This is a genomic window from Psychroserpens sp., assembly GCF_045105015.1.
Lineage (GTDB): Bacteria > Bacteroidota > Bacteroidia > Flavobacteriales > Flavobacteriaceae > Psychroserpens.
Genome location: NZ_JBGCCX010000146.1, coordinates 14,430 through 38,901, shown reverse-complemented (window position 1 = coordinate 38,901; position 24,472 = coordinate 14,430). Strand labels below are relative to the sequence as shown.

23 protein-coding genes and 1 pseudogene are annotated in these 24,472 nt (G+C 31.1%); 16 read left to right on the top strand and 8 right to left on the bottom strand.

The window, feature by feature from the left end; all coding sequences use genetic code 11:
• Nucleotides 1-209, bottom strand: a pseudogene (locus tag AB8B90_RS11370) (3-phosphoserine/phosphohydroxythreonine transaminase); the annotation flags it as partial.
• Nucleotides 210-315: 106 nt separating this feature from the next.
• Entirely contained in the window at nucleotides 316-1,377 is a 1,062-nt protein-coding gene (locus AB8B90_RS11365; protein ID WP_405336957.1) for an acyl-CoA reductase, read from the bottom strand.
• A gap of 76 nt (nucleotides 1,378-1,453) precedes the next feature.
• On the opposite strand from AB8B90_RS11365, the gene AB8B90_RS11360 reads away from it, so the two are divergent.
• Entirely contained in the window at nucleotides 1,454-1,807 is a 354-nt protein-coding gene (locus AB8B90_RS11360; RefSeq protein WP_405336955.1) for a 4Fe-4S dicluster domain-containing protein, read from the top strand.
• 73 nt (nucleotides 1,808-1,880) lie between these two features.
• Here AB8B90_RS11360 and AB8B90_RS11355 read toward each other — a convergent pair whose 3' ends face one another.
• Nucleotides 1,881-3,011: a carboxypeptidase-like regulatory domain-containing protein gene (locus AB8B90_RS11355; protein ID WP_405336953.1), complete on the bottom strand. Its 1,131-nt coding sequence runs from the start codon at nucleotides 3,009-3,011 to the stop codon at nucleotides 1,881-1,883.
• Nucleotides 3,012-3,186: 175 nt separating this feature from the next.
• Nucleotides 3,187-4,365, bottom strand: coding sequence for a vWA domain-containing protein (locus AB8B90_RS11350; protein WP_405336951.1), 1,179 nt, complete (start codon nucleotides 4,363-4,365; stop codon nucleotides 3,187-3,189).
• Between the two features lie 196 nt (nucleotides 4,366-4,561).
• Here AB8B90_RS11350 and ychF point away from each other — a divergent pair, with 196 nt between their 5' ends.
• From ychF to AB8B90_RS11295, 11 genes are all read left to right on the top strand, one after another.
• Entirely contained in the window at nucleotides 4,562-5,656 is a 1,095-nt protein-coding gene (ychF, locus tag AB8B90_RS11345) for a redox-regulated ATPase YchF (RefSeq protein WP_405336949.1), read from the top strand.
• 174 nt (nucleotides 5,657-5,830) lie between these two features.
• Entirely contained in the window at nucleotides 5,831-7,690 is a 1,860-nt protein-coding gene (locus tag AB8B90_RS11340) for a DNA topoisomerase IV subunit B (protein WP_405336947.1), read from the top strand.
• A complete protein-coding gene (locus AB8B90_RS11335) occupies nucleotides 7,674-8,921 on the top strand; it encodes a retropepsin-like aspartic protease (protein WP_405336945.1) in 1,248 nt (415 codons plus the stop codon). Before AB8B90_RS11340 ends, AB8B90_RS11335 begins: the two co-directional genes overlap by 17 nt.
• Before the next feature lie 20 nt (nucleotides 8,922-8,941).
• Complete coding sequence (locus tag AB8B90_RS11330) at nucleotides 8,942-9,424, top strand: hypothetical protein (protein WP_405336943.1); 483 nt, start codon at nucleotides 8,942-8,944, stop codon at nucleotides 9,422-9,424.
• Nucleotides 9,425-9,427: 3 nt separating this feature from the next.
• On the top strand, nucleotides 9,428-12,079 hold the full coding sequence (locus tag AB8B90_RS11325; protein WP_405336941.1) for a DNA gyrase/topoisomerase IV subunit A: 2,652 nt from the start codon (nucleotides 9,428-9,430) through the stop codon (nucleotides 12,077-12,079).
• A gap of 19 nt (nucleotides 12,080-12,098) precedes the next feature.
• Nucleotides 12,099-12,497 (top strand): hypothetical protein, encoded by a 399-nt coding sequence (locus AB8B90_RS11320; RefSeq protein WP_405336939.1) that lies wholly within the window; start codon nucleotides 12,099-12,101, stop codon nucleotides 12,495-12,497.
• A gap of 136 nt (nucleotides 12,498-12,633) precedes the next feature.
• Complete coding sequence (locus AB8B90_RS11315; protein ID WP_405336937.1) at nucleotides 12,634-13,344, top strand: Crp/Fnr family transcriptional regulator; 711 nt, start codon at nucleotides 12,634-12,636, stop codon at nucleotides 13,342-13,344.
• Between the two features lie 64 nt (nucleotides 13,345-13,408).
• Entirely contained in the window at nucleotides 13,409-13,849 is a 441-nt protein-coding gene (locus AB8B90_RS11310; protein ID WP_405336935.1) for a thioredoxin family protein, read from the top strand.
• Nucleotides 13,850-13,853: 4 nt separating this feature from the next.
• Nucleotides 13,854-14,837 (top strand): FAD:protein FMN transferase, encoded by a 984-nt coding sequence (locus AB8B90_RS11305; RefSeq protein WP_405336933.1) that lies wholly within the window; start codon nucleotides 13,854-13,856, stop codon nucleotides 14,835-14,837.
• Complete coding sequence (locus tag AB8B90_RS11300; RefSeq protein WP_405336931.1) at nucleotides 14,834-15,046, top strand: DUF4266 domain-containing protein; 213 nt, start codon at nucleotides 14,834-14,836, stop codon at nucleotides 15,044-15,046. Before AB8B90_RS11305 ends, AB8B90_RS11300 begins: the two co-directional genes overlap by 4 nt.
• Nucleotides 15,047-15,064: 18 nt before the next feature.
• Nucleotides 15,065-16,393 carry a DUF3570 domain-containing protein gene (locus tag AB8B90_RS11295; RefSeq protein ID WP_405336929.1) on the top strand — a complete coding sequence of 443 codons (1,329 nt, stop codon included), beginning with the start codon at nucleotides 15,065-15,067 and terminating at the stop codon, nucleotides 16,391-16,393.
• A 152-nt stretch (nucleotides 16,394-16,545) separates the two neighbouring features.
• Here AB8B90_RS11295 and AB8B90_RS11290 read toward each other — a convergent pair whose 3' ends face one another.
• The 3 genes from AB8B90_RS11290 to AB8B90_RS11280 form a co-directional block, all read right to left on the bottom strand.
• Nucleotides 16,546-17,337 carry a TerC family protein gene (locus tag AB8B90_RS11290; protein ID WP_405336927.1) on the bottom strand — a complete coding sequence of 264 codons (792 nt, stop codon included), beginning with the start codon at nucleotides 17,335-17,337 and terminating at the stop codon, nucleotides 16,546-16,548.
• Between the two features lie 2 nt (nucleotides 17,338-17,339).
• Nucleotides 17,340-17,726, bottom strand: coding sequence for a hypothetical protein (locus AB8B90_RS11285; RefSeq protein ID WP_405336925.1), 387 nt, complete (start codon nucleotides 17,724-17,726; stop codon nucleotides 17,340-17,342).
• 128 nt (nucleotides 17,727-17,854) lie between these two features.
• Nucleotides 17,855-18,232, bottom strand: coding sequence for a helix-turn-helix domain-containing protein (locus AB8B90_RS11280; protein WP_405336923.1), 378 nt, complete (start codon nucleotides 18,230-18,232; stop codon nucleotides 17,855-17,857).
• A 302-nt stretch (nucleotides 18,233-18,534) separates the two neighbouring features.
• Here AB8B90_RS11280 and AB8B90_RS11275 point away from each other — a divergent pair, with 302 nt between their 5' ends.
• The 3 genes from AB8B90_RS11275 (at nucleotide 18,535) to AB8B90_RS11265 (ending at nucleotide 20,825) form a co-directional block, all read left to right on the top strand.
• Nucleotides 18,535-19,674 (top strand): M14 metallopeptidase family protein, encoded by a 1,140-nt coding sequence (locus AB8B90_RS11275; RefSeq protein ID WP_405336921.1) that lies wholly within the window; start codon nucleotides 18,535-18,537, stop codon nucleotides 19,672-19,674.
• A 64-nt stretch (nucleotides 19,675-19,738) separates the two neighbouring features.
• Nucleotides 19,739-20,218 (top strand): Lrp/AsnC family transcriptional regulator, encoded by a 480-nt coding sequence (locus tag AB8B90_RS11270; protein WP_405336919.1) that lies wholly within the window; start codon nucleotides 19,739-19,741, stop codon nucleotides 20,216-20,218.
• A 91-nt stretch (nucleotides 20,219-20,309) separates the two neighbouring features.
• Nucleotides 20,310-20,825 carry a DinB family protein gene (locus AB8B90_RS11265; RefSeq protein WP_405336917.1) on the top strand — a complete coding sequence of 172 codons (516 nt, stop codon included), beginning with the start codon at nucleotides 20,310-20,312 and terminating at the stop codon, nucleotides 20,823-20,825.
• Between the two features lie 51 nt (nucleotides 20,826-20,876).
• Here the strand turns inward: AB8B90_RS11265 and AB8B90_RS11260 are convergent, their stop codons facing one another.
• The gene (locus tag AB8B90_RS11260) at nucleotides 20,877-21,371 is read right to left on the bottom strand and encodes a hypothetical protein (RefSeq protein WP_405336915.1); all 495 of its coding nucleotides are present in this window, start codon (nucleotides 21,369-21,371) and stop codon (nucleotides 20,877-20,879) included.
• Nucleotides 21,372-21,515: 144 nt separating this feature from the next.
• On the opposite strand from AB8B90_RS11260, the gene AB8B90_RS11255 reads away from it, so the two are divergent.
• The gene (locus tag AB8B90_RS11255) at nucleotides 21,516-24,452 is read left to right on the top strand and encodes an FAD-binding and (Fe-S)-binding domain-containing protein (protein ID WP_405336913.1); all 2,937 of its coding nucleotides are present in this window, start codon (nucleotides 21,516-21,518) and stop codon (nucleotides 24,450-24,452) included.
• Nucleotides 24,453-24,472: the final 20 nt, after the last annotated feature.

Genomic DNA, 24,472 nt, shown 5'->3' with positions numbered 1-24,472 from the left:
AACAATGCTTTATACCCTTTACCTTCAAGTCCTAACAACTCTAAGGCTAAAGATCTAGCTTTTTCCATAACATCAACAAAAGGTTTGCTTCTGTGAGAAATTTCTAAAAGTGATAAACCGTTGTCAAAATTTATAATTGCTTCAGAAGCCTTTTGAAGTACTTCTCCAGGAAGAATACAAGGTCCTGCACTAAAATTATGTCTTTTCATTTGTTTGATATTTAAGTTCCGAGTACACGAAAAATATAGTTCATGATTTAATACTAACAAAGGTCTCAAATTCTTACAAAAGAAGCTTGATTTATATGATTAATTATTAACAGATTGTCAACGAAAACGAAATTGTATCGACACCATCAGCATAATCCCATAAATTAGGCAACTGTGTTTGACCGAATTTAATTTCATCGTCAATAAAATCATTTGAAACAATACATTGTATCTGATTTTTTTTCTCTTCAAGTGTAGCTTTCAATGAGTTTATTGAATCGTAATTTTCAAAGAAAATTGTTGCTATTGGTGATGAATAGCTTTCATCTTCTTTTAGCATCAAAAAACCATTTTCAAGCATATCAAATTCACTCATTAAATATACGGCCTTATTATAGTCGTAATTATTGGCATATTTAGCTTCATTAATAATAGGATGCCAATCATACATTGCTTTAAAGAAACCATCAAAATCATAATTCTTTGGAACAAATAGTTTTGATACATTTCTGCAGCCCAAACCATAATATCTAAATATATCTTCAGATAATCCTTTTAATTGATCTTCAGATTCATCACCAGTAAGAACAGCAATAGAATTTCTGTTTTTTCTAATGATTGAAGGTTTAGTCTTAAAGTAGTATTCAAAATATCGTGCTGTATTATCACTTCCAGTTGCTATAACAGCATCATAGTCATCTAGTTTGGCATCTGTAAAACGAATTCGATTTTTAAATTCTGGCTCAATATGCTCTAAATATTTCGAAAGAAATGGTAGTAAGTGTTTATCGTTTGAAGACTGTTTTACTAATACTTTCTGACCAGAGATTAAAACACTTAAGAAATCATGAAAACCAACAAGAGGAATATTGCCAGCCATAATTATAGCAATTGTTTTTAAATTTTCATTTTTAAATGTATACTTTGACATCCAAGTCTTAATATTACTATCGGTCAATTGATTAGACCAACCATTTATAGCGAATTGAATATTTTCTTTTGTAAACCAACCATTATGTTCATGTGCTAATTTAATTTGATGAATAAAACCATCATAAAACAAATCATTAAAGGGAATGTTATCTTTTTTTTGAGTATTTGCATTAGCAAATTGACTTATAAATTCTCCTAATTTAATAAATGCGTTAATTCTTTGTTGTAAATCCATCTTGAGTTTGGTTAAACGATGTTTTGGCTTTATTTTTGCAATTGCAAATTTACGCAAACCGAAAAGAAAAATTACTATGGCAATTATAATAACAGACGAATGTATTAATTGTGGAGCCTGCGAGCCAGAGTGTCCGAATACTGCAATATATGAAGGAGCTGATGATTGGAGATACAAAGACGGAACAAGTTTAACAGGAACTATTGTATTACCAAATGGAAAAGAAGTTGATGCAGAAGAAACCCAAGAACCTATTAGTGATGAAGTATATTATATAGCTCCAGATAAATGTACAGAATGTATGGGCTTTCATGAAGAACCTCAATGTGCTGCTGTTTGTCCAGTAGACTGCTGCGTTCCTGATGAAGACAATGTAGAAACAGAAGATGAGCTTTTAGGAAAACAGCGTTTTATGCATCCTGACGGTTAGTAAACAATAACTATTAACAAAAAATCCCAAGCCAAGACTTGGGATTTTTTGTATTCAATATTTTGTTATTTAATTACTGTAAATCAGACATTTCAAACACTAAAAATTGCATCACTCTTTCAACTTGAGTAATATCTTCAATATCGCTATTTTCTGTATGAAATGATGAATATAACACACCTCCTTCACCATGTAAGAATGTAAATGCTAGATCTTTATTTTCTGATATTTCTGTATTAGTATCATCTAGATAAGTCACAGGTCCATTTAACCAAGAAATCGTGGTTGCACTATCGTAAGAATCAATTACTTGCCATGAAAATAAAAAGTCATCAATTTCGATTGTGTCATCGATAGATATATTATAGTTTAACAATAACCAATCGCTTAAACCATTGTCTAATATGTTAGCAACAGTAGAGGTAGAGGTGCCACTTTTTTCAGGCGTGTAAGGTGATAAATAATCAACACCAGAATTCGTAATTGCATCTAAATAACTTGCAGCCCAATCAGTAGCATACAAGATTCCTCCATTGGCCACATACGTTTCTAGAGCAGATGAATTATCTGTGTAAGATTCACTCAATCCACAGTTTAAGAAAATGATATCGTAAGATCCAAGTAACGCGTCATCATTCAAAAGGTCTTCAAAATCAAAATTTACATTAGAAGCTAGCAATGGATTTGACGAATTTCTATTCAAAGCTCCATGAGAATGCTGATGATTTGTATTTTGATTAATTCCTTGTCTATCTAAAATATTTATGCCATCTACAATATCAAACAAAGGTTCTTGAGTTATAGGATTAATAAGACCAATACTATATAAGACACTTTCAATATTATCATATAAACCAGTTACTACTGCAATGTTTGGTATTGTTTCAATGTTTAAGTCCTCTAAAGAGAAATCACTTTCAACGTTAATATTTCTCTCAGTTTTAAATAATCCTTTATTTAAAATTAGAGTATAGTCGCCTCTCTCAACAGATAAAGTATAATTACCTTGAACATCTGTTCTAGTCTCAGACTTTAACTCGTTATTTTGATAAACAGCAATTCGTGCATTTGAAATTGGATCAACGCCGTTCGGTGCTAGGAATTTACCTGAAATATTAAATTCGTTATTTGAGTCGTTATTGTCTTCTTTGCTACATGCAAATAATGTTAGTGCAATAAGTAAGGATAATAGAAATGATTTCATAATGGTTGATTTTTTTAGAGTTCTATAATTATAACAGCTTAGAATTTAAAACTCCTACCTGTATTCTTTATTTAGTATATTTATCCTCAGGTATTTAGATAAAAAAGACACCTTGTATCAGTTCAAATACCAATACAAAGTGCCCTCTGCAATCAACTAAAATAATCTTAAATATTTATCTATGTTTAGATTGTTCTGTCATAACTTTTATAACTTCTTTACTAAAAGAGCGCTTGTCATTTTTTTCATTTAATTTCGATTCTACATAGTCTTTCTTTTGTTTAATTAGCGACTGTAATTTTGAGTAGTTTTCTTTTCTTTGATTTGACAGCTCTCTAATCTTTGACTCAATTTGAGATTTGCTCAAGTTCTTCAGCTCTTTTGGGAGTTCTTCATATTTAATTTTATCTAATCGTAACTTTCCTTCATCAAAATCATTTATGATTTCGTTAGTTCCATAAGCCCCTTTTTTTCCAACTTTACTATTTTTATATTCAGCTCTTGAGCTATTAGCTGTAACAGATCCATCATCATAAACTCTCATAGATTTTTCTTTCTTGCTATAATTGTATTCACGCTCTTCTAAAGACCCATAATACATTCTGGAGTCGTCAATCTCTTTTGAAACCTCATTGATTTGAGAATCGTAAGGTGTAGCTATTGTAAAATCTTGAGCGTCTTGATCTAATTTAAGATAAGCGCCATTTGTGCATTGAGACATTCGTTTAAAATGTACAATAGCTTCTGTACAACTTTCACCTAGTTTAATCGTGTTGATTGTGATGCCTTTTTCCGCTGCAAGTTTACAGCTTTCCGTATATTTTACATCATCTGAGTAATCCATATGTGGAGGACAATCACCAACAACAAAAATTGTTTTGTAGGTGTTCTTATCTGAAGACCAATTCATGTTAATTACTGATTCATATAATGCTTGATTAACACTTTCAGGAGAATCACCACCTCCATCAGCTTGTATTTTTAGTAAGTCAGCATAAACCTCATCTAGATCTATACTCATCGGAATTTGCTTTGTAACAAATACATCGCCTCGATCTCTATAAAAAACCATTCCCATTTTTAAGGTATCAATCTCATCTTGTTGTGCTAAATCGGAAACTATATCCCAAATTTTTTCTTTAGCAGTTCCTATGAGTCCGCCCATACTACCAGTAGCATCTAGACAAAACACAATTTCAGTGTTATTAGAAACGTTTTGAATTTCGTCAGTATCTCGTTCAATAATTTGAACAGATTGAGCGATTGTTTTGTTAGAAATTAAGGGTTTATCATTTGCTTTTTTACAATTTAAAAGTAATAATGATAAAATGATAAAGGCGATTTTATTTGTCATGATCTTAAAGTTTTGAATAAATGTAAACCTGTATCACTAGATATTATATCGTAAACTAGTAAACGGTTATATTGATTTAGTAAAAGCCCTTTTTTAATGAGTAAACGTACTTTACTCAAAAATCAATTAAAAAACAGATAATCAAATCATTTTTTTGTTCTAATTAATTACATTTGCAATCGCAAAATTACTATTTATGAAAGCTGGAATTGTAGGATTACCAAACGTAGGAAAATCAACATTATTTAACTGTTTATCTAATGCGAAAGCTCAAAGTGCAAACTTTCCGTTTTGTACTATTGAACCAAATATTGGAGTGGTTAACGTGCCTGATCCAAGACTAGAGAAATTAGAATCACTAGTTAATCCTGAAAAGGTTATTCCTGCAACTGTAGAGATTGTTGACATTGCTGGACTCGTAAAAGGCGCTAGTAAAGGTGAAGGTTTAGGTAATCAATTCCTTGGAAATATTCGTGAGACAGATGCAATTCTTCATGTATTGCGTTGTTTCGATAATGATAATATTGTTCATGTTGATGGTAGTATCGATCCAATTCGTGATAAGGAAACTATCGACATGGAATTACAGCTTAAAGATTTAGAAACGGTTGAAAAAAAATTAGATAAAGTTAAGCGTGCAGCTAAAACAGGAAATAAAGACGCTCAAAAAGAAGAAGCAGTTTTATTGAAATTAAAGGAAGGTTTAGAAGCTGGTAAATCCGTTCGAGCTATTGAATTTAGCCCAGAAGATGAGGAAGATTTTGTGAAGCCTGCTCAACTAATCACTGCTAAACCTGTCATGTATGTTTGTAATGTTGATGAAGGAAGCGCAGTTTCAGGAAATGCTTATGTTGAAAAAGTAAAAGAGACGGTTAAAGATGAAAATGCAGAAGTATTAGTTTTAGCCGTTGGAACAGAAGCCGATATTAATGAATTAGATGATTATGAAGAGCGTCAAATGTTTCTTCAAGATATTGGTTTAGAAGAACCTGGTTCAGCAAAACTAATTAGATCAGCATATAAATTATTAAATCAGCAGACGTATTTTACGGCAGGAGTTAAAGAAGTTAGAGCTTGGACAGTCAATGTTGGAGCTACTGGTCCACAAGCAGCAGGTGTGATTCACACCGATTTTGAAAAAGGATTTATTAGAGCTGAAGTTATTGCCTATGACGATTACATCTCTTTCGGAAGTGAGGCTAAAGTGAAAGAAGCTGGTAAAATGCGTGTTGAAGGCAAGAATTATATCGTTAAAGATGGTGATGTCATGCACTTCTTGTTTAATGTTTAATGCTATTAAACCTTAAAAGTTTATTTAAAACTTTAAGATTTATCTTTTTTTGATAAAAACCACAATGTTCTCAACAATATTGGGCTTTTATTGTTAATTACTTTGTGGACTCCCTATTTTATTTTTTACAACGTTGCCTTATATTAGCGTTCTATCTAATTTTTTCACTTATTTATGTCTCAAGAAACCAAATATACCGAAGATAACATACGTTCGCTCGATTGGAAAGAACACATTCGAATGCGTCCTGGTATGTATATTGGTAAACTTGGTGATGGTTCATCTCCAGATGATGGTATATATATCTTACTTAAAGAGGTTTTAGATAATTCCATTGATGAATATGTCATGGGAGCTGGTAAAACTATTGAAATTTCAATTCATGGTAATAAAGTTATTGTTAGAGATTATGGTCGAGGAATTCCGTTAGGTAAAGTTGTAGACGTAGTGTCTAAAATGAATACTGGTGGTAAATATGATTCTCGAGCTTTTAAGAAATCTGTAGGATTAAATGGTGTTGGTACAAAAGCTGTAAATGCATTATCTAATTATTTTAGAGTTGAATCTACTCGTGATGGGAAATCTGCTTCTGCAGAGTTTGAACAAGGAAATCTCACAAATGAAAATTTATTAGACGATACCTCACGAAGAAAAGGAACTAAAGTGTCTTTTATTCCGGATGAAACAATTTTCAAGAACTATAAATACCGTAATGAGTATGTCTCAAAAATGCTCAAAAATTACGTCTATCTTAATCCTGGATTAACAATAGTTTTTAATGGTGAAAAATATTTCAGTGAAAACGGACTTAAAGATTTACTTTCAGACAATATTAATGAATCTGATCGTTTGTATGATATTATCCACCTAAAAGGCGATGATATTGAAGTTGCCTTAACGCATAGTAAAACTCAATACAGTGAAGAATATCATAGTTTTGTTAATGGACAAAACACGACGCAAGGAGGAACACATCTTGCTGCATTTCGTGAGGCGCTTGTAAAAACAATTCGTGAGTTTTACGGTAAAAACTATGAAGCATCAGATATCCGAAAATCTGTTGCGTCTGCAATATCCATAAAAGTCATGGAGCCTGTTTTTGAAAGTCAGACAAAAACAAAGTTGGGTTCTACAGACATGGGAGGTGATTTACCTACGGTAAGAACCTATATTAACGATTTTTTGAAAACCTATTTGGATAATTATCTACATAAAAATTCAGATACTGCTGAAAAAATTCAACGTAAAATCCTTCAAGCAGAGCGTGAACGTAAAGAACTTTCAGGAATACGAAAATTAGCAAAGGATAGAGCAAAAAAAGCTAACCTTCACAACAAGAAACTACGTGATTGTCGTGTGCATTTTGGTGACACTAAAAATGAACGTAATCTTGAAACAACTTTATTTATTACTGAGGGAGATTCTGCATCAGGAAGTATTACTAAGTCTAGAGATGTAAATACTCAAGCTGTTTTTAGTCTTAAAGGAAAACCTCTTAATTCATATGGCTTAAGCAAAAAGATTGTTTATGAGAATGAAGAGTTTAATTTGTTACAAGCGGCTTTAAATATTGAAGAATCCTTAGAAGATTTGCGATATAACAATATTGTTATTGCTACAGATGCAGACGTAGATGGTATGCACATTAGATTGCTTTTAATAACATTTTTTTTACAATTCTTTCCTGAAGTTATAAAAGAAGGACATTTGTATATTTTGCAAACACCTTTATTTAGAGTTCGTAATAAAAAGGAAACGATTTATTGTTATTCTGATGAAGAACGCAGAAAAGCAATAGAGAAATTAAAACCAAAACCTGAAATCACACGATTTAAAGGACTTGGTGAAATTTCTCCTGATGAGTTTGTTCATTTTATAGGCGAAGACATTCGATTAGACCCAGTAATGTTAGACAAAGACATGTCTATTGAAGAATTATTATCGTTTTACATGGGGAAAAACACACCTACACGACAAGAATTTATCATTGAAAACCTGAAAGTTGAACTAGACTTGATTGAAGACAATAATTAATATGAAGAAATGTTGTCATATTGTATTACTTGTTATGTTTAGCAGTTTATTTTTGACTGTTTCATATGCGCAAAGTAGAAAATTCAAAAATGGAAAAGTTAATGCTAGTGATTACTTTGAAGAATTAAACTTCGAATTTGAAAAAAATAAAATTATCATTCCTGTTGAAATTGAAGGGAAAACGTATCGTTTTTTAGTAGATACTGGTGCACCAAATATTATTTCTAAAGAAGTGTTTGAGTTGATTAAGCCAAAAAATGCTATGACTCTTACAGCTAGTGATGCAAATGACATTAATCAAAAACTAGATATTGTAACTGTTAAAAGTATTAAGTTAGGCACTTTAGAATTTAAAAACTTCTCTGCATTGGTTTACGATTTGAACGGTAGTGAAATTTTTAAATGCTTTGGCATAGATGGCTTCATAGGTAGCAATATGCTTCGTCATTCCATTATTCAAATTGATGCAAAGAAAAAGACATTAATAATCACCGACAGGATTAAACGATTGAATTTAGATAAGAAACAATCTAAAAAAATCAAATTAATCAATAATCAGAGTAGTCCTTATGTATGGATTAAAGTTAGCGGAAAAGATGAAGGAAAAGAATTAGTATTAATTGATACAGGAAAGGGTGGACTATACGATATATCTAAAAACAATTATAATATATTTAAAACTAAAGATATATATAATGATATAGGAACCAGTGATGGTGCCTCATCATTGAGTTTATTTGGTGAAGTCCCTATCAACAATCAAACAAGAGTTCATTTGCCAAAATTAGTGATCAATGATTTTGAAATAAAGGATATCATAACACATACTACTAAAGGTGACAAATCAAAGGTTGGTTCCCAATTATTAAATTATGGTATCATGACTATTGATTATAAAAACAAACGTTTTTATTTCAACTCAGATATGGATTCTCTTGATTCAGAAGGAGATTTTGGTTTTACACAAACAATAAAAAACAATACATTAGTTATTGGTTATGTTTGGGATAAAAACTTAAAAGATAAGATTAGTTATGGAGACGAAATACTTGCAATTAATGGAGTAGAAGTTAATAAAACGAGTATCTGTGATTATATAGTCAAAGCATCTGTTTTAAAGACTTTAGATTCTACAACTATGAAAGTTAAAAATAAAAAAGGTGAAATATTAAATTTAAGGATTGAAAGAAAACCGTTGTCATTAATTTTTAATAATTTTAATATTAACTAAAACTACCAGAAATTAAATTTATGCGTACCAATAATGCACATGTAAAAAAAATAATTGTTTCCATATATTTTATATTATTGGTGTTAGCTATTATTTTACCAATATTTATTGATTCTTTAAGACTATTTAGTGGAAATGCAACATTGAGTTCAATCTCATTTGCCGCATTATTTTTCGGATTATTTTTTCTTGTCCATTTTATTTGTAAATTTTTTGAATATGATAGTGATGGTGAAAAAGTGATTTTAACTAATAAGGGTTTATTGTTGTCAGAATATTTTAATTACAGACAACATGTTTTAGAATTTGAAAAAGAAAGTTTAATTGCTTATAGTATTAAAAACTACATTATTTACAGAACACTTGCAGTATACATAAAAAATTCACGTGGAAAAAAAAGGAAAGAGACTTTTAATATTACCTTAGTTACAAGGCGTAAGCGAAGATATATCAGACAATCTTTAAGAAAAATTGTGAAAAGCAATCAAAAAAAGGCACTTTAATTAATGAGCGACGATACTAACGACATAATAAATGAACAAGAAGATAACAATGAAACAATTACCAGGGTTACTGGTATGTATAAAGATTGGTTTCTAGATTATGCTTCGTATGTAATTCTTGAACGTGCAGTTCCAGCTATTGAAGATGGGTTTAAGCCTGTACAGCGTCGTATTATGCATTCTATGAAAGATCTCGATGATGGTCGCTACAATAAAGTTGCAAACATTGTTGGACACACCATGCAATACCATCCACATGGCGATGCAAGTATTGCAGATGCAATGGTGCAAATCGGTCAAAAAGATTTACTGATAGACACTCAAGGAAACTGGGGAAATATCCTTACAGGAGATAGAGCAGCAGCATCGCGTTATATTGAAGCACGATTGTCTAAATTTGCTTTAGACGTCGTATACAATCCTAAAATCACGGAATGGCAATCTAGTTATGATGGTCGACGTAAAGAACCTACAAACCTTCCCGTTATGTTTCCTTTATTGCTAGCGCAAGGAGGTGAAGGGATTGCAGTAGGATTATCAACCAAAATATTACCTCATAATTTCATCGAACTTATTGATGCTTCGGTGAAACATCTTAAGGGAAAACGTTTTACGATACTTCCAGATTTTCCAACTGCAGGAATTGCAGATTTCTCTAATTATAACGATGGTTTACGAGGTGGGAAAGTTAGAGTTAGAGCTAAAATTTCTCAGCTTGACAAAAACACATTAGTCATTACAGAGATTCCATTTGGTACGAATACATCATCCTTGATTGATTCAATTTTAAAAGCGAATGATAAAGGCAAAATTAAAATTAAAAAAATTGAAGATAATACTGCTGCTGATGTTGAGATTTTAGTGCATTTGCCATCAGGTATTTCTCCAGATAAAACGATTGACGCATTATATGCATTTACTAATTGTGAAACTTCTATTTCTCCATTAGGATGTGTTATTGAAGATAATAAACCATTCTTTGTAGGTGTAACAGAAATGCTTCGTCGCTCAACAGATAATACTGTTCAGTTACTTAAAAGCGAACTTGAGATTAAGCTGAACGAATTTGAAGAACAATGGCACTTTGCTTCTTTAGAGCGTATTTTTATTGAAAAACGTATTTATCGTGATATAGAAGATCAAGAAACATGGGAAGGTGTTATCAAAGCTATTGATGACGGATTAAAACCTCATATCAAGCATCTAAAACGTAAAGTTACAGAAGAGGATATAGTGCGCTTAACAGAAATACGAATCAAGCGTATTTCAAAATTTGATATTGATAAAGCGCAACAAAAAATTGAAGCTCTTGAAGATCAAATAGCAGAAGTAAAGCATCATTTAGCAAATTTAATAGATTATGCGATTGCGTTTTTCGAACGTCTTAAAAAAGAATATGGCGAAGGTCGAGAACGTAAAACAGAAATCAGAACATTTGAAGATGTCGATGCAACAAAAGTAGTGATCCGTAACACAAAACTATACGTCAATCGAGAAGAAGGATTTATAGGGACTTCCTTAAGACGTGATGAATATGTTTGTGACTGTAGTGATATTGATGATATTATCGTATTTACTAACACTGGAACAATGATGGTTACAAAAGTGGATAGTAAAACCTTTATTGGAAAAGGAATTATTCACGTGGCTGTTTTTAAGAAAAAAGATAAACGTACCATTTACAATATGATTTATCGCGATGGAAGTAAAGGTCCTACTTACATCAAACGTTTTGCTGTGACTTCTGTAACTCGTGATCGAGATTATGATATGACCAATGGAAACAAAAGCTCTAAAATTTGGTATTTTTCAGCAAATCCAAATGGTGAAGCTGAAGTGATTACGATACATTTGCGTCAGGCAGGTAGTATAAAAAAATTAAAATGGGATATTGATTTTGCAGATATTTTAATAAAAGGCCGATCTTCTAAAGGAAATTTAGTTACTAAATACGCTATAAAAAAAATCGAACTGAAAGAAAAAGGCGTGTCTACTTTAAAACCAAGAAAAATATGGTTTGATGACACAGTTCAACGTCTTAATGTTGACGGTCGAGGAGAATTAATTGGTGAGTTTAGAGGTGAAGACCGTTTGCTAATCATTACGCAATCTGGAATTGTTAAAACCATTTTACCAGAATTATCAACACATTTCGATAATAATATGATTGTGTTGGAAAAATGGATCCCCAAAAAACCTATATCTGTCATCTATTTCAATGGCGAAAAAGAATTATATTACGTTAAACGATTCTTGATTGAAACTGAAGGAAAGGAGGAATCCTTTATTTCTGATCATCCAAATTCGCAATTAGAAATTGTATCGACAGATTGGAAACCCGTTGCTGACATTGAATTTAAAAAAGAACGTGGTAAAGACAGAAAGGATAATGAAACTGTTAATCTAGAAGAGTTTATATCTATTAAGGGAATTTCTGCTCTAGGAAATCAACTTACTAAAGAAAAAATTAATCAGGTTAATCTTCTTGAACCATTACCACATGAAGCTCCCGAGGAAGTGAATGCAATTGACATTGAAGTTGTAGACGAAACCGTGGAACCTTCGGTTTCTAAAAACAATGAAACTGATGACAAATCTTCAAAAAAAGATGATGATTTAGATATAGACGATTCAGGCCAAGTGACCTTGTTTTAAATACTGTATATTTGTTAAAATGAAATTATTTTCTTTCATATTGTCTTTTATCTTTCTGTTTCAAAGTACTGGAATAAAGGCAAATGATATCATTCAATTAGATGAATTAATTGAACATGCTCAATTTCATAATCAAGAGTATGGTGATAATTTTTTTGTGTTTATTTCTAAACATTATGGTGAATTAAAGTCCGATCATAATAAAGCGCATCAGGAAGAAAAAAAAGAGCACGAACAATTGCCATTTCAACATAATATATACGTGAGTGGTATTTCTGTATTGTCACTGGTTAGCTCTCAAAAGATAGAATTAACTACATTCGAGCTTTTAGATCATAAACCCCATATTTTCTTTTATAACGAATCCTTTTCTTCAGTTTATACGCTAGACATATTGCAACCGCCAAGATTTATTTAAACCGTTTTTTATCATGTCATTTTGTAATAACAATTCTAATTGTATTGCAAAATGAACTCAAATTAACATTGCAATACAATCATTTGTAGATGTATTGTAATAAAAGCGTTTTTATCACACTATAAATCTTAATATAATGGACGTTACAAAGTTATTAAATAAACAATATAGTTTTAATAATCAGGATTTGTTCTCTGGATTACCAGATTCAGTTTACGAAATTATAAAATCAAATATGTCATCTCAAACCTTTAAAGCTGGTGAATACATTTTTAAAGAAGATGAAAAACCCACAGGTGTTTACAGAATTAAAAAGGGTAAAGTAAAAAAACTTACCCAAACAAATTTTGGAACTCAACATATTTTTTACATCTGCAAAGAATCAGAGTTTCTTGGTTATCACGCCGTTTTGAGTAAAGAATTATATCCAGATTCAGCGATAGCTATTACAGATTCTGAAATTGATTTTATTTTAGAAGCTGATTTTCTTAGGGCTGTAAATGAATCGCATGAATTGTCACAAAGACTTTTGAAAAACCTAAGTCATGAATTTAGAGTCTATATAAATGCAACAAAAATATTAGCCAAACACACTGTTAGAGAACGAGCAGCACTAAATCTTTTAATTTTAGAATCTAAATTTAAAAATGACTTAAAACAGAATACTGAAATCATAATTAATCGAGATGATTTAGCGAGTATGGTTGGTACAGCAAAAGAATCTGTTGTTAGGATGCTAAAAGATTTTAAGGAGGAAAAACTTATAACTAGTAGGCGAAGTAGTATTTTTATTGAAGACTACAATGGCCTTGTGAAAGTGGCTAATTTTAAGAAAACTAGCAATTGATAAATATCAATACAAGATTTTTTAAAAGGTGACGTTTTAATAATAAATTTACATAAATACAATTATGAAGACAATCATAAATATCACACTATCCATGCTTTTTGCTATTACATCAGTTAGTGCTCAAGAGTGGATCACCGATTTTGAAAAAGCAAAAGCAATGGCTTCGGCTGATGACAAAACAATTGTACTTGTTTTTCTATTTTCTTATTGGTGTGCACCTTGTATAAAATTAGATAAGGAAATATGGCAAACTCAAGAATTTCAAAAGTATGCTAATGACCACTTCATAATGCTTCAAGCAGATTTTCCGAAGCGCAAAAAAAATGCCCTAACTGAAGTTCAACAGCAGCATAACAATAAACTCGCTGAACAATTTAATACAAAAGGCTATTTTCCGTATGTTGTTATTTTAGATTCCGAAGGTAACCAACTTGGTTCAACTGGATATAAAAAAACAACACCTTCAGAATATATAAAACTGCTTAACTCATTCATAAAATAAAAATTTGAAAACATATAGTTTAAATTTCATCATTATTTTAATAACGCTTCAAGCTGGAGCGCAAAGCACTTATAAGCATACGTTAAAACTTATGGGAAGTCGCTTTGATATTACTGTTGTTGCAAATGATTCTACACAAGCAAATGGTTATATTAATTTGGCAATTAATGAAATTTCAAGAATAGAAAAACTAATCTCCTCATGGGATCCAAATTCTCAAACTTCAGACATAAATAAGAACGCTGGTATTAAACCTGTAAAAGTAGACTCAGAATTATTTGATTTGATTGAACGATCTCTAGCGATTTCTAAACTTACTGATGGTGCTTTTGATGTGTCTTATGCTTCAATGGATCGTATCTGGAAATTCGATGGTAGTATGACTGAGATGCCTTCAGAAAAAAATATTAGTGCTTCTGTGAGTAAAGTGGGTTACACCAATATTGAATTAAACGATTCTAATTCTACTGTGTTTTTAACACAAAAAGGAATGAAAATTGGTTTTGGAGCAATAGGCAAAGGTTATGCAGCAGATATGGCTAAATCACTGTTAATAGATGAAGGTGTTGTATCAGGTATTATAAATGCATCAGGTGACATGACTACTTGGGGAAAGCAAACTAATGGTGATGAATGGAAAGTTGCAATCACAAATCCGTTAAATAAAAACAAAGCATTTGCATTATTACCAATTACAAATGGCGCAGTAGTTACCTCTGGTAATTATGAAAAATATGTGAATTTCAATGGAAAACGTTACACGCACATCATTGACCCTAGAACAGGTTATCCTTCTACAGGAATTATTAGTGTTACAGTATTTGCTCCTAAAGCAGAATTAGCAGACGCTTTGTCAACTTCAGTTTTTGTGATGGGCAAAGACGTAGGCTTAAATCGAATCAATCAATTATCCAATATAGAATGCATTATTATTGATGAGGATGGCAACATCTTTACATCAACAAATATTAAAATCAATAAAATATGATGAAACGTATTAGTATTATCGCTTTAGTTCTTACAACATTCTCTTCGTGTGTTGCAGTAAAAGAATATGAAAAAGTCAACCTGAACGATCCAGACATGCTTTTAGCAGATAAAAAGTCTGATAGAAATATTAGTACATTTCATTCTTACAGAGAAGCTGCTGCTGGAGGAAACGGTGGAAAAACAGGTGGAGGTTGTGGTTGTAATTAATTTATAAAAAATATAACATTGAAAAATATACTAACCATACTATTAGTCTTGTTCGTATTACCTATTTGTAATGCTCAAACCCAAGTACAAGCACAAGATTCTACAAGTACTTATAAAAAAAGAGTCCTAGAAACGACTGAGATAGATTTCCTTTCGAGTTATTATACACAAGATGGTGATAATGCTGCCGTAAGTGGAGGAATAGGAACAGAAGAATTGACCGATGTTACGGCTGCGTTTATTGTATCCATTCCTTTAAATGATGATGATGTATTAACAATTGACGCAGGTATTTCAGCATATACTTCTGCTTCGTCAAGTAATGTTGGACCCTTTGATAGTAGCGAAAGAGCAAACCCTTTTAATGCTAGTACTGGAGCTTCTCAAGGTGATGTCTGGGCAAATCTTACAGGTTCTTATACACATAGCTCTGATGACAGAAACGATATTTGGTCTGCAAAACTATCGGTATCATCTGAGTACGATTACTTTTCTATAGGTGTAGGCGGGAGTTATACCAAATTGTTTAATGAAAAAAACACAGAGGTTAGTATAAATGGAAATGTGTTTGTTGATACTTGGAATGCGCTATATCCAACAGAATTAAGACCTTTTTCAGAAGGTGGTGATGGTCTAAACAACTTCTTGTTTAATCAATATACCATCACAGGAAATCCAAATTATAATCCAGATTTTAAAACTTTTGATAACGAAGAAAGAAACACCTATGCTATTGGATTTGGTTTTTCTCAAATCATGTCAAAAAAATTGCAAGGGTCTTTAGCACTTGATTTTGTAATGCAAGACGGATTGCTTTCAACTCCATTTCAACGTGTCTACTTTAAAGATGTGGCAGATTCTTTTATTGAAGAATTTCAATTAGCAGATGATATTGAACGCTTACCAGATTCGAGATTTAAAGTCGCTCTTGGTGGTAGATTGCATTATTATATTAATGAAACCTTTGTCATAAGAACATTTTATCGCTATTATTTTGATGATTGGGGAATTACCTCTCATACAGCAAGTATTGAAGTGCCAATTAAACTATCTGATAAGTTTACAATTTATCCTTCATATCGATTCTATAATCAATCTGCAGCGGATTATTTTGCAGTTTATGAAGAGCATTTGTCGACTGATGAATTTTACACTTCAGACTACGACTTATCTGAATATTCAGCAAACCAATTTAGTTTAGGCGCCACTTATACTGATATTTTTACAAAATTCCATATCTGGAAATTTGGACTAAAGAGTATTGATGTAAAATACACGCAATATGATAGAGATAATACGCTTAGCGCAAATATTATTTCTGCAGGTTTTAAATTTGTGATGGATTAGAAGACTATTAATTTTTAAAGATTTCTTTTTCTAATTGTTGCGCAATTTTATGAAGTGCTTCAGTATAGTAACATCCCATAAAGTGTGAATAATCTTCTATTAAAGTAAGTTGAATTTTGCTTCCTTTTACAATTGATTGACTTATGAATGTGTCATTTCATTTTTTTATTAGCTATTTTATAATTCAAGAACTCAACAAATAACGAAAATGCTATAGCAAAATAAAGGTAACCTTTTGGAATTGCTCCAACAGTATTTCCAAAGAATTCAGTATGTGATAAATGTGCTGCTTCAGTGACTAACATAAATCCTATGAGGATTAAAAATGCCAAGCCTAACATTTGAATACTTGGATTTTTATCAATGAATTTTCGAATAGGATTAGCGAAAACAATCATAATCACAATAGAGATCATTACAGCAATAATCATTAATACAAGTGTATAGTTGTGATTTGGATGTAATCCATTTGTCATTCCAACAGCAGTTAAAATAGAATCAATTGAAAATATAAAGTCAATTATAAGTATTTGTATTAATGCTTGAGATAGCGATTTAATTTTTTTCCCTTTAACACCATCTTCATCATGCAAAGGATCAGTTACTTTTTCTCGAATTTCTGAAGTGCTTTTGTAAATTAAAAAGAGTCCTCCAACAAATAAAATAACTGCTTGCCAACTGATATGAAGTTCTAACCAAGTGTTTTCTAAAGAGTAAAATGGTTTTGATAAACCTACTAAAAATGACACAAAAAACAACAATATAATTCGTTGTACCATTGCTAACAGTAAGCCAATATTTGTAGCTTTAGAACGCTGGTCATCTGGCAGTTTGTTAGCAGCAATAGATATAAATACAATATTATCTATACCTAGTATAATTTCTAAAAACGTTAAGGTTAACAATGCCATAATTGCATCGCTTGTCATTAAAAAATCTAACATAATTAGTTTATTTTTTTTGCTGTACCTTTTTCTATTCGTGGTTTTTTGAATTCATCTTTAACAGCCAGTTGATATTCAAAAGTATATGTGTCCTCAGTAGTTGTTAATATTTTAAAATGAATGGCTCTTTCTTCAGCCATAGATTTAGGGGATATGGCTTTTTGAATAAACTCACAATCGTTAATCCATCTTACAGAAGCAGAATCAATCTTATTGTCATAATAATCTATATTTAAAGTTTCGGTACGAATAAATTTACCAGTCTTTTCAATACCGTCTACAACATATGTAAACTCAAAGGTACCTGTTTTGAAATCAGAACAGTTGCGTTCAACAGTGTAGCAGCTTATAAAAAGTAGACAACAGACTAGTAATAGTGTGATCCTCATGTAATCGGTTTTTTACAAAATTACAAAATGGGATTGATTAATGTGCATATTAAAGTTCACATGAATATATTATTTTTTGAAAAATGGTAATGCTTGTAAATAGCCTATTTTAGAAAACATATAGAATATTAAGAATTTTCAAAATTTTTAAAACTACCGTCTTTGTAAAAAATAACGATGCGTTCAATAGATTTGTCATTAGAAATATGAGTAGGAGCCATTTTAACGTCTTTTAAAGTTTGAGTATCGATCTGTAAATTTTCATTTAGGTTTTCGTCTTCTGAAGGGAAAACACCCTTACCATTCAATAACCAGTACAATTCAACTTCAGGAAAGGAGGAAAGTACTTTAAGAACAAAATCAAGACTTGGTTTATTTCTACCAGAAAGTATGTGTGAAATACTAGAGCGTTGTACTCCAATTTTTTCAGCAAAAGAAGATGCAGATTCTCCATAAAAATCCATCACTTTTTGAAGCCTATTTGTAAAATCCTCAATGTTTATCATGTTAAACAAATACTTAACTTATCAAGTAATTCAAAATTACACTTAATTAAAGTAAGAACCAAAAATATAAATCAAACCCGGTGTTTTAATATAAAATTAAGCTTTATATAAAAGCATTTAAATTATTGATAATTAATAAATTATTTAATAAATATATATTCTATTGAATAATTCGCAAACACATTTAAATATTATTGTTTCATATAATTAACATGTATACTTTTGTAATCAAACTCAGGCTTAAATCGTGTTTACAATTGTAAAATAGCATTTGTTTACCTTTGTGATATCTATATAATTTTATGCAAACAGAACTATTAAAATCGCTTTACAAATCTCATAAAGAAACATCGCTTTTTGGACGCTATATTCATGCAACTTCCATCTTTCATCTTTTAGATAATGATAACATAAAACCGTTTGTAGATTGCATTGGAACTTCAGTTAATAATGAAAACATACATAGTATCACGCTAGGAACTGGTTCAAAGAAGATTTTAATGTGGTCGCAAATGCATGGTAATGAAAGTACAACAACAAAAGCTGTTTTTGATATGCTTAATGTACTAATTGCTTCAGAACAACTATCCAAAAGAGTTTTAGATGCTTGTACACTTAAGATTATACCTATTTTAAATCCTGATGGGGCAAAAGCATATACAAGATTAAATGCTAATGGTATTGATTTGAATAGAGATGCAAAAAACCTTTCACAACCTGAAAGTCAAGTTTTACGTAAAGTTTTTGATACGTTTAAACCTGATTATTGTTTTAACTTACATGACCAGCGTACCATATATAATGTAGAAGCTACTAACAATCCGGCTACGATTTCGTTTTTAGCTCCTGCTCAAGATAAAGATTGCACAATTACAGATACAAGAAAAAAAGCAATGGAAATCATTGCTGTAATGAATACCAATCTTCAGAAACAAATCCCAAATCAAGTTGGAATTTATGATGATGCGTTTAATATTAATTGTGTAGGTGATACGTTTCAGAGTCTGAATACACCCACTATTCTGTTTGAAGCTGGACATTTTCAAGAAGATTATGATAGAGAGGTGACACGTGAATTTATTTTTCAATCCCTTATGACAGCTATTCAATACATCTCTGAAACTAATATTACTGGAAGTAATCACAAAAACTATCTTCAAATTCCTCGAAATGAAAAGTTGTTTTATGACATAATTATTAGAAACACCTCAAAACAAGATATAGGAATTCTTTACAATGAAAAATTGAGAGATGAATCAATTGAGTTTATTCCTAAAATCGAAAAAATTTATGATTTAAGTACTTTTTATGGTCATAAAGAGATTGATGCCAGAGGACATGAGGTTTTATTCACTGACAACAACAATTTAGTTGAAGGAAACGAAAACGATTTCGTATTGATAAATAATGAGAAATCTTCATTGAAACTTAAAAATAACTAATATTTGATACATTATCTTCATCTTTTTTGCGTTATTTTTGTATTAAATTTAAAGAAACTGAAAAATGGCAAAGTACAAATTAGATGAAATTGATCATCAAATTTTAGACATGTTAATCGATAATACGAGAATTCCTTTCACAGATATTGCAAAAAAATTAGTGATTTCTGCTGGAACAGTTCATGTAAGAGTAAAAAAAATGGAAGAAGCTGGAATAATTAAAGGTTCTTCATTAACATTAGATTATAAAAAATTAGGATATTCATTTATTGCATATGTTGGTGTGTTTTTAAATAATACATCGCAAACTAAATTTGTTTTAGAGCGCATTAATGAAATTCCATATGTGACTGTGGCGCATATTACTACAGGAAAATTCAATATTTTCTGTAAAGTAAGAGCAAAGGACACATCACATGCAAAAGATATTATTTTTATGTTAGATGATATCGAAGGTATTTATAGAACCGAAACTATGATTTCGTTAGAAGAAAGCATTAATGACAAGAAACGTCTTATGCATACGATTTTTAACGAATTGTAAACTTAACTAGTAATTTCTTAACATTAAAAATCCCTTTGTGTGTAACATGATAAAGGGATTTTTATTTACTTTAGACCTCTAAACTAACGAAATGAAAAAAGAGCAATTAGAGACAAACGAATACATACCATACTATCAAAATTATATCAGTAAAGCAGGTGAATTAGATTTAATTGATGGTTTGAAACAAAACAAAAATGAAATACTTTCATTTTTAGAATCCTTATCAGAAGACACTTATAACTATGCTTATGCAGAAGGCAAATGGACCATCAAAGAAGTCATTCAACACATCATTGATACTGAGCGGATTTTTACGTTTAGAGCCTTATCCTTTGCTAGAAAAGAAAAAATCGCACTACCTGGTTACGAACAAGATGATTATGCTATAACAAGCTATGCAAATAGAAGAACCAAACAAGAATTGCTTAATGAGTATAAAACACTACGCATAGCAACTGTAGCGCTTTTTGAGAGTTTTTCTAATGAAATGTTATTACAAATAGGAAATGCTAGTAATAATGAAATTTCTGTAAGAGCAATTGGTTTTATATTAATTGGCCACGAAAATCATCATTGCCAAATCATTAAAGAACGTTATTTGTAAAACAAAAAAGCCACTTAATTAATAAGTGGCTTTTAATTTTATAATACGCTTTTAGAACTGATATCTAATACTTAAGGCGATATCGAAATCTAAATCATTAGTATCAAAATCGTCGTTACCAAATCCAATTTCTGGTCTAAAATCTAAAGAAAGTAATAACGGAATATCAAAATTGTATTCTATTCCAACGTCACCAGCGGCAAAGATAAAAGTCTCACTGTCATCAATACCAGATGGAGCATTGTTGATCTTTACAGAACCAATACCTCCACCAGCACCAGCATACCAATTAAAGTTTCCGTCTAAATTCCAAACCCATTGGTACAAACCAGCAAGTTTAAAGGCATTATAATCACTTCCATCTCTCCAGCCTAAGTCTAATTCTAGTCTGTTGTTGTCTCCTAAAGCTCTTTGATAGTTAATTCCTGGACCAACGCCATCACTATCTCCTAAACGAAGTCCAATAGCATTATCAGCTATTTCTTGAGCAGTTGAAAATGTTACAAAACCGACAAATGTCATGGCTACTAAAAATAATTTTTTCATAAGATTATATTTAAATTAATTAAGATTGATGTAGACTCAAAAAAGCCTAATAATTTATATTTCGATTACTTTTACAAAAATAAAGCCAAAAACTACTTTTTATAAATTTTATTTATAGTTTTATAAACAGACTTATACTCATTTATGGTTACTAATTCTCAGCTACAAACCTTATCATCCCAATTAGAAGGCGAGTTGCATTTTGATGAATTAATGAAAACGCTTTATGCTACAGACGCTTCAGTTTATAGAATGTTACCACTTGCAGTAGCAATTCCAAAAACAGTATCTGACATTAAGTCAATTATAAATTTTGCAAAAACCTTTAAAACCTCTTTAATCCCAAGAACTGCAGGAACATCACTTGCTGGACAATGTGTTGGAACAGGTATTGTTGTAGATGTTTCGAAACATTTCAACCGAATTTTAGATATTAATGAAAAAGAACAGACTATTACAGTAGAACCAGGTGTAGTTCGTGATGAGTTAAATAATTATCTAAAGCCATTCGGATTGTTTTTTGGCCCAAATACGTCTACTTCAAATCGATGTATGATAGGAGGTATGGTAGGAAACAATTCATCTGGAACCACTTCAATTCAATATGGTGTTACTCGAGATAAAGTTTTAGAATTGCATACCATTTTAAGTGATGCTAACGAAGTGATTTTTTCAGAATTATCTCCTCATGAATTTAAAAACAAATTAAAACTGAATACTGTTGAAGGAAAAATTTACAAGCAAATATTTGATGAACTTTCTTCAGAGATCATTCAAGAACAAATAAAAAGCAATTTCCCAAAGCCTGAAATCCATCGCAGGAATACAGGCTATGCTATTGACGCATTGATTGACACAACTATATTTTCCTCTGCTTCTGAAAATTTCAACATGTGCAAATTGTTATCTGGAAGCGAAGGCACATTAGCTTTTACAACTAAAATTAAGCTAAAATTAGACAAATTACCACCTTCAGAGAGTATTATGATTGCGTCTCACTTCAACTCCATTGAAGACTGTTTAAAAGCTGTAGCTCCTGTAATGACACATCAGCTTTATACATGTGAGATGATGGATAAAACCATTTTAGACTTAACGAAACATAATAAAACACAAGAAGAAAATCGTTCCTTCATTGTTGGTGATCCTAAAGCGATTTTGATGTTAGAAATAAGGGGTGATTCTTTTGAACAAACTAAGACAAAAGCTGATGCTTTGTTAAAAAGCATTGAAAATTCAAAGCTAGCATATGCAAATCCTTTTTTAATTGGAAATGATATCAGCAAGGCTAATGATTTAAGAAAAGCAGGATTAGGTCTTTTAGGAAATATGATTGGTGACAAAAAAACTGCTGCATGCATCGAAGATACTGCTGTTTCTATTTCAGATTTGTCTAATTATATTAATGAATTTTCAGAGTTGATGAATCGTCACGGACAACAAGCTGTCTATTATGCACATGCTGGAGCTGGAGAACTACATTTGAGACCAATTCTTAATTTAAAAAGGAAAGCTGATGTCAACTTATTTAGGAAAATCACTACTGATGTTGCCCATTTAGTAAAATCCTATCAAGGCTCAATGAGTGGCGAACATGGTGATGGTATTGTTAGGGCTGAATTTATTCCGTTAATGATTGGTGAAGCAAATTATAATATTTTGAAGCGAATCAAATCTGCTTTTGATCCAGATAATATCCTAAATCCAGGAAAGATAGTAGATGCTTTTCCAATGGATGAAGCTTTGCGATATGAACCAGGTAGGAGTGAGCCAGAAATCAAAACATTATTAGATTTTTCAAGTGCTCAAGGTATTTTGCGTGAAGCAGAAAAATGCAATGGTTCTGGGGATTGTAGAAAGTTACCAGAATTTGGAGGTACGATGTGTCCAAGTTATCGAGCGACAAGAAATGAAAAAGAAACAACTAGAGCAAGAGCAAATGCATTGCGAGAATTTCTAACTAAGTCTGAAAAGTCTAATAAATTTAATCATAACGAACTAAAAGAAGTGTTTGATTTATGCTTGAGTTGTAAAGCCTGTGCAAGTGAATGTCCGAGCAGTGTTGATGTTGCCAGTTTAAAAGCTGAATTTCAATATCAATATCAGAAGGAGAATGGTTTTAAGTTTAGAGATAAATTCTTTGCAAACTCTACTCGATACAATATGATGGCATCAAAATCTCCTAAACTTTTTAATACAATTTTTAAATCTAGGTTAACATCATCAATATTAAAAAAGATATTTGGAATTCACACAAATAGAAGCTTTCCTGAAATATCAAAATCATATACAAGTTATGCTAATTTTTCAGATTGGATTGATGGTAAAAACTATAATCCAAAACCACTTAAAACTGTCTATCTGTTTATCGATGAGTTCACAAATTATTTAGAGTCAGAAATCGCAATAGATATTGAAGTTTTACTTGAATCACTTAATTATAAAACAATATATATTAATCATTTGGAAAGTGGAAGGAGCTATTTGTCTAAAGGATTTTTAGAAGAAGCAAAATCAATTTCAAATAAGAATGTTGAAATATTTAAAAACATCATTTCAAAAGACACACCACTTATTGGTATTGAGCCCTCAGCCATCTTAACATTTAAAGATGAATATCTCAGATTAGCAGATGATAAAACTTCAGCAGAACAGATAGCAAAACACACCTTTTTAATTGAAGAGTTTATTCAGCAAGAAATAGAACAAGGGAATATTAGCTCAAATCAATTTTCTTTGGAACATAAAACGATAAAGTTTCATGGCCATTGTCATCAAAAAGCCTTAGCAAATCAGTCATCGAGCTTTGCTGTACTAAATCTTCCAAAAAATTATAAAGTAACAATTATTCCTAGTGGTTGCTGTGGTATGGCTGGTAGTTTTGGTTTTGAAAAAGAGCATTATGATATCAGTATGCAAATTGGAGAACAAACCCTGTTTCCAGCGATTAGAAATGCTTCAGAAGACGTTTTAATTTCTGCAAATGGAACAAGTTGTAGACATCAAATACAAGATGGTACTGAACGTAAAGCATTGCATCCAGTAACAATTTTAAAGAATGCATTAATTAAAAAAGAATAGTCTTATCTTGTTTCATTATT

Excerpts from the sequence above, each read along its gene's own strand:
- AB8B90_RS11270 (WP_405336919.1), top strand. The coding sequence starts at position 19,739 with ATGGCAAAGTACAAATTAGATGAAATTGATCATCAAATTTTAGACATG.
- AB8B90_RS11325 (WP_405336941.1), top strand. The coding sequence starts at position 9,428 with ATGAGCGACGATACTAACGACATAATAAATGAACAAGAAGATAACAAT.
- AB8B90_RS11340 (WP_405336947.1), top strand. The coding sequence starts at position 5,831 with ATGTCTCAAGAAACCAAATATACCGAAGATAACATACGTTCGCTCGAT.
- AB8B90_RS11330 (WP_405336943.1), top strand. The coding sequence starts at position 8,942 with ATGCGTACCAATAATGCACATGTAAAAAAAATAATTGTTTCCATATAT.
- AB8B90_RS11355 (WP_405336953.1), bottom strand. The coding sequence starts at position 3,011 with ATGAAATCATTTCTATTATCCTTACTTATTGCACTAACATTATTTGCA.
- AB8B90_RS11360 (WP_405336955.1), top strand. The coding sequence starts at position 1,454 with ATGGCAATTATAATAACAGACGAATGTATTAATTGTGGAGCCTGCGAG.
- AB8B90_RS11265 (WP_405336917.1), top strand. The coding sequence starts at position 20,310 with ATGAAAAAAGAGCAATTAGAGACAAACGAATACATACCATACTATCAA.
- AB8B90_RS11350 (WP_405336951.1), bottom strand. The coding sequence starts at position 4,365 with ATGACAAATAAAATCGCCTTTATCATTTTATCATTATTACTTTTAAAT.
- AB8B90_RS11260 (WP_405336915.1), bottom strand. The coding sequence starts at position 21,371 with ATGAAAAAATTATTTTTAGTAGCCATGACATTTGTCGGTTTTGTAACA.
- AB8B90_RS11280 (WP_405336923.1), bottom strand. The coding sequence starts at position 18,232 with ATGATAAACATTGAGGATTTTACAAATAGGCTTCAAAAAGTGATGGAT.
- AB8B90_RS11320 (WP_405336939.1), top strand. The coding sequence starts at position 12,099 with ATGAAATTATTTTCTTTCATATTGTCTTTTATCTTTCTGTTTCAAAGT.
- AB8B90_RS11255 (WP_405336913.1), top strand. The coding sequence starts at position 21,516 with ATGGTTACTAATTCTCAGCTACAAACCTTATCATCCCAATTAGAAGGC.
- AB8B90_RS11315 (WP_405336937.1), top strand. The coding sequence starts at position 12,634 with ATGGACGTTACAAAGTTATTAAATAAACAATATAGTTTTAATAATCAG.
- AB8B90_RS11290 (WP_405336927.1), bottom strand. The coding sequence starts at position 17,337 with ATGTTAGATTTTTTAATGACAAGCGATGCAATTATGGCATTGTTAACC.
- AB8B90_RS11275 (WP_405336921.1), top strand. The coding sequence starts at position 18,535 with ATGCAAACAGAACTATTAAAATCGCTTTACAAATCTCATAAAGAAACA.
- AB8B90_RS11365 (WP_405336957.1), bottom strand. The coding sequence starts at position 1,377 with ATGGATTTACAACAAAGAATTAACGCATTTATTAAATTAGGAGAATTT.
- ychF (WP_405336949.1), top strand. The coding sequence starts at position 4,562 with ATGAAAGCTGGAATTGTAGGATTACCAAACGTAGGAAAATCAACATTA.
- AB8B90_RS11300 (WP_405336931.1), top strand. The coding sequence starts at position 14,834 with ATGATGAAACGTATTAGTATTATCGCTTTAGTTCTTACAACATTCTCT.
- AB8B90_RS11310 (WP_405336935.1), top strand. The coding sequence starts at position 13,409 with ATGAAGACAATCATAAATATCACACTATCCATGCTTTTTGCTATTACA.
- AB8B90_RS11285 (WP_405336925.1), bottom strand. The coding sequence starts at position 17,726 with ATGAGGATCACACTATTACTAGTCTGTTGTCTACTTTTTATAAGCTGC.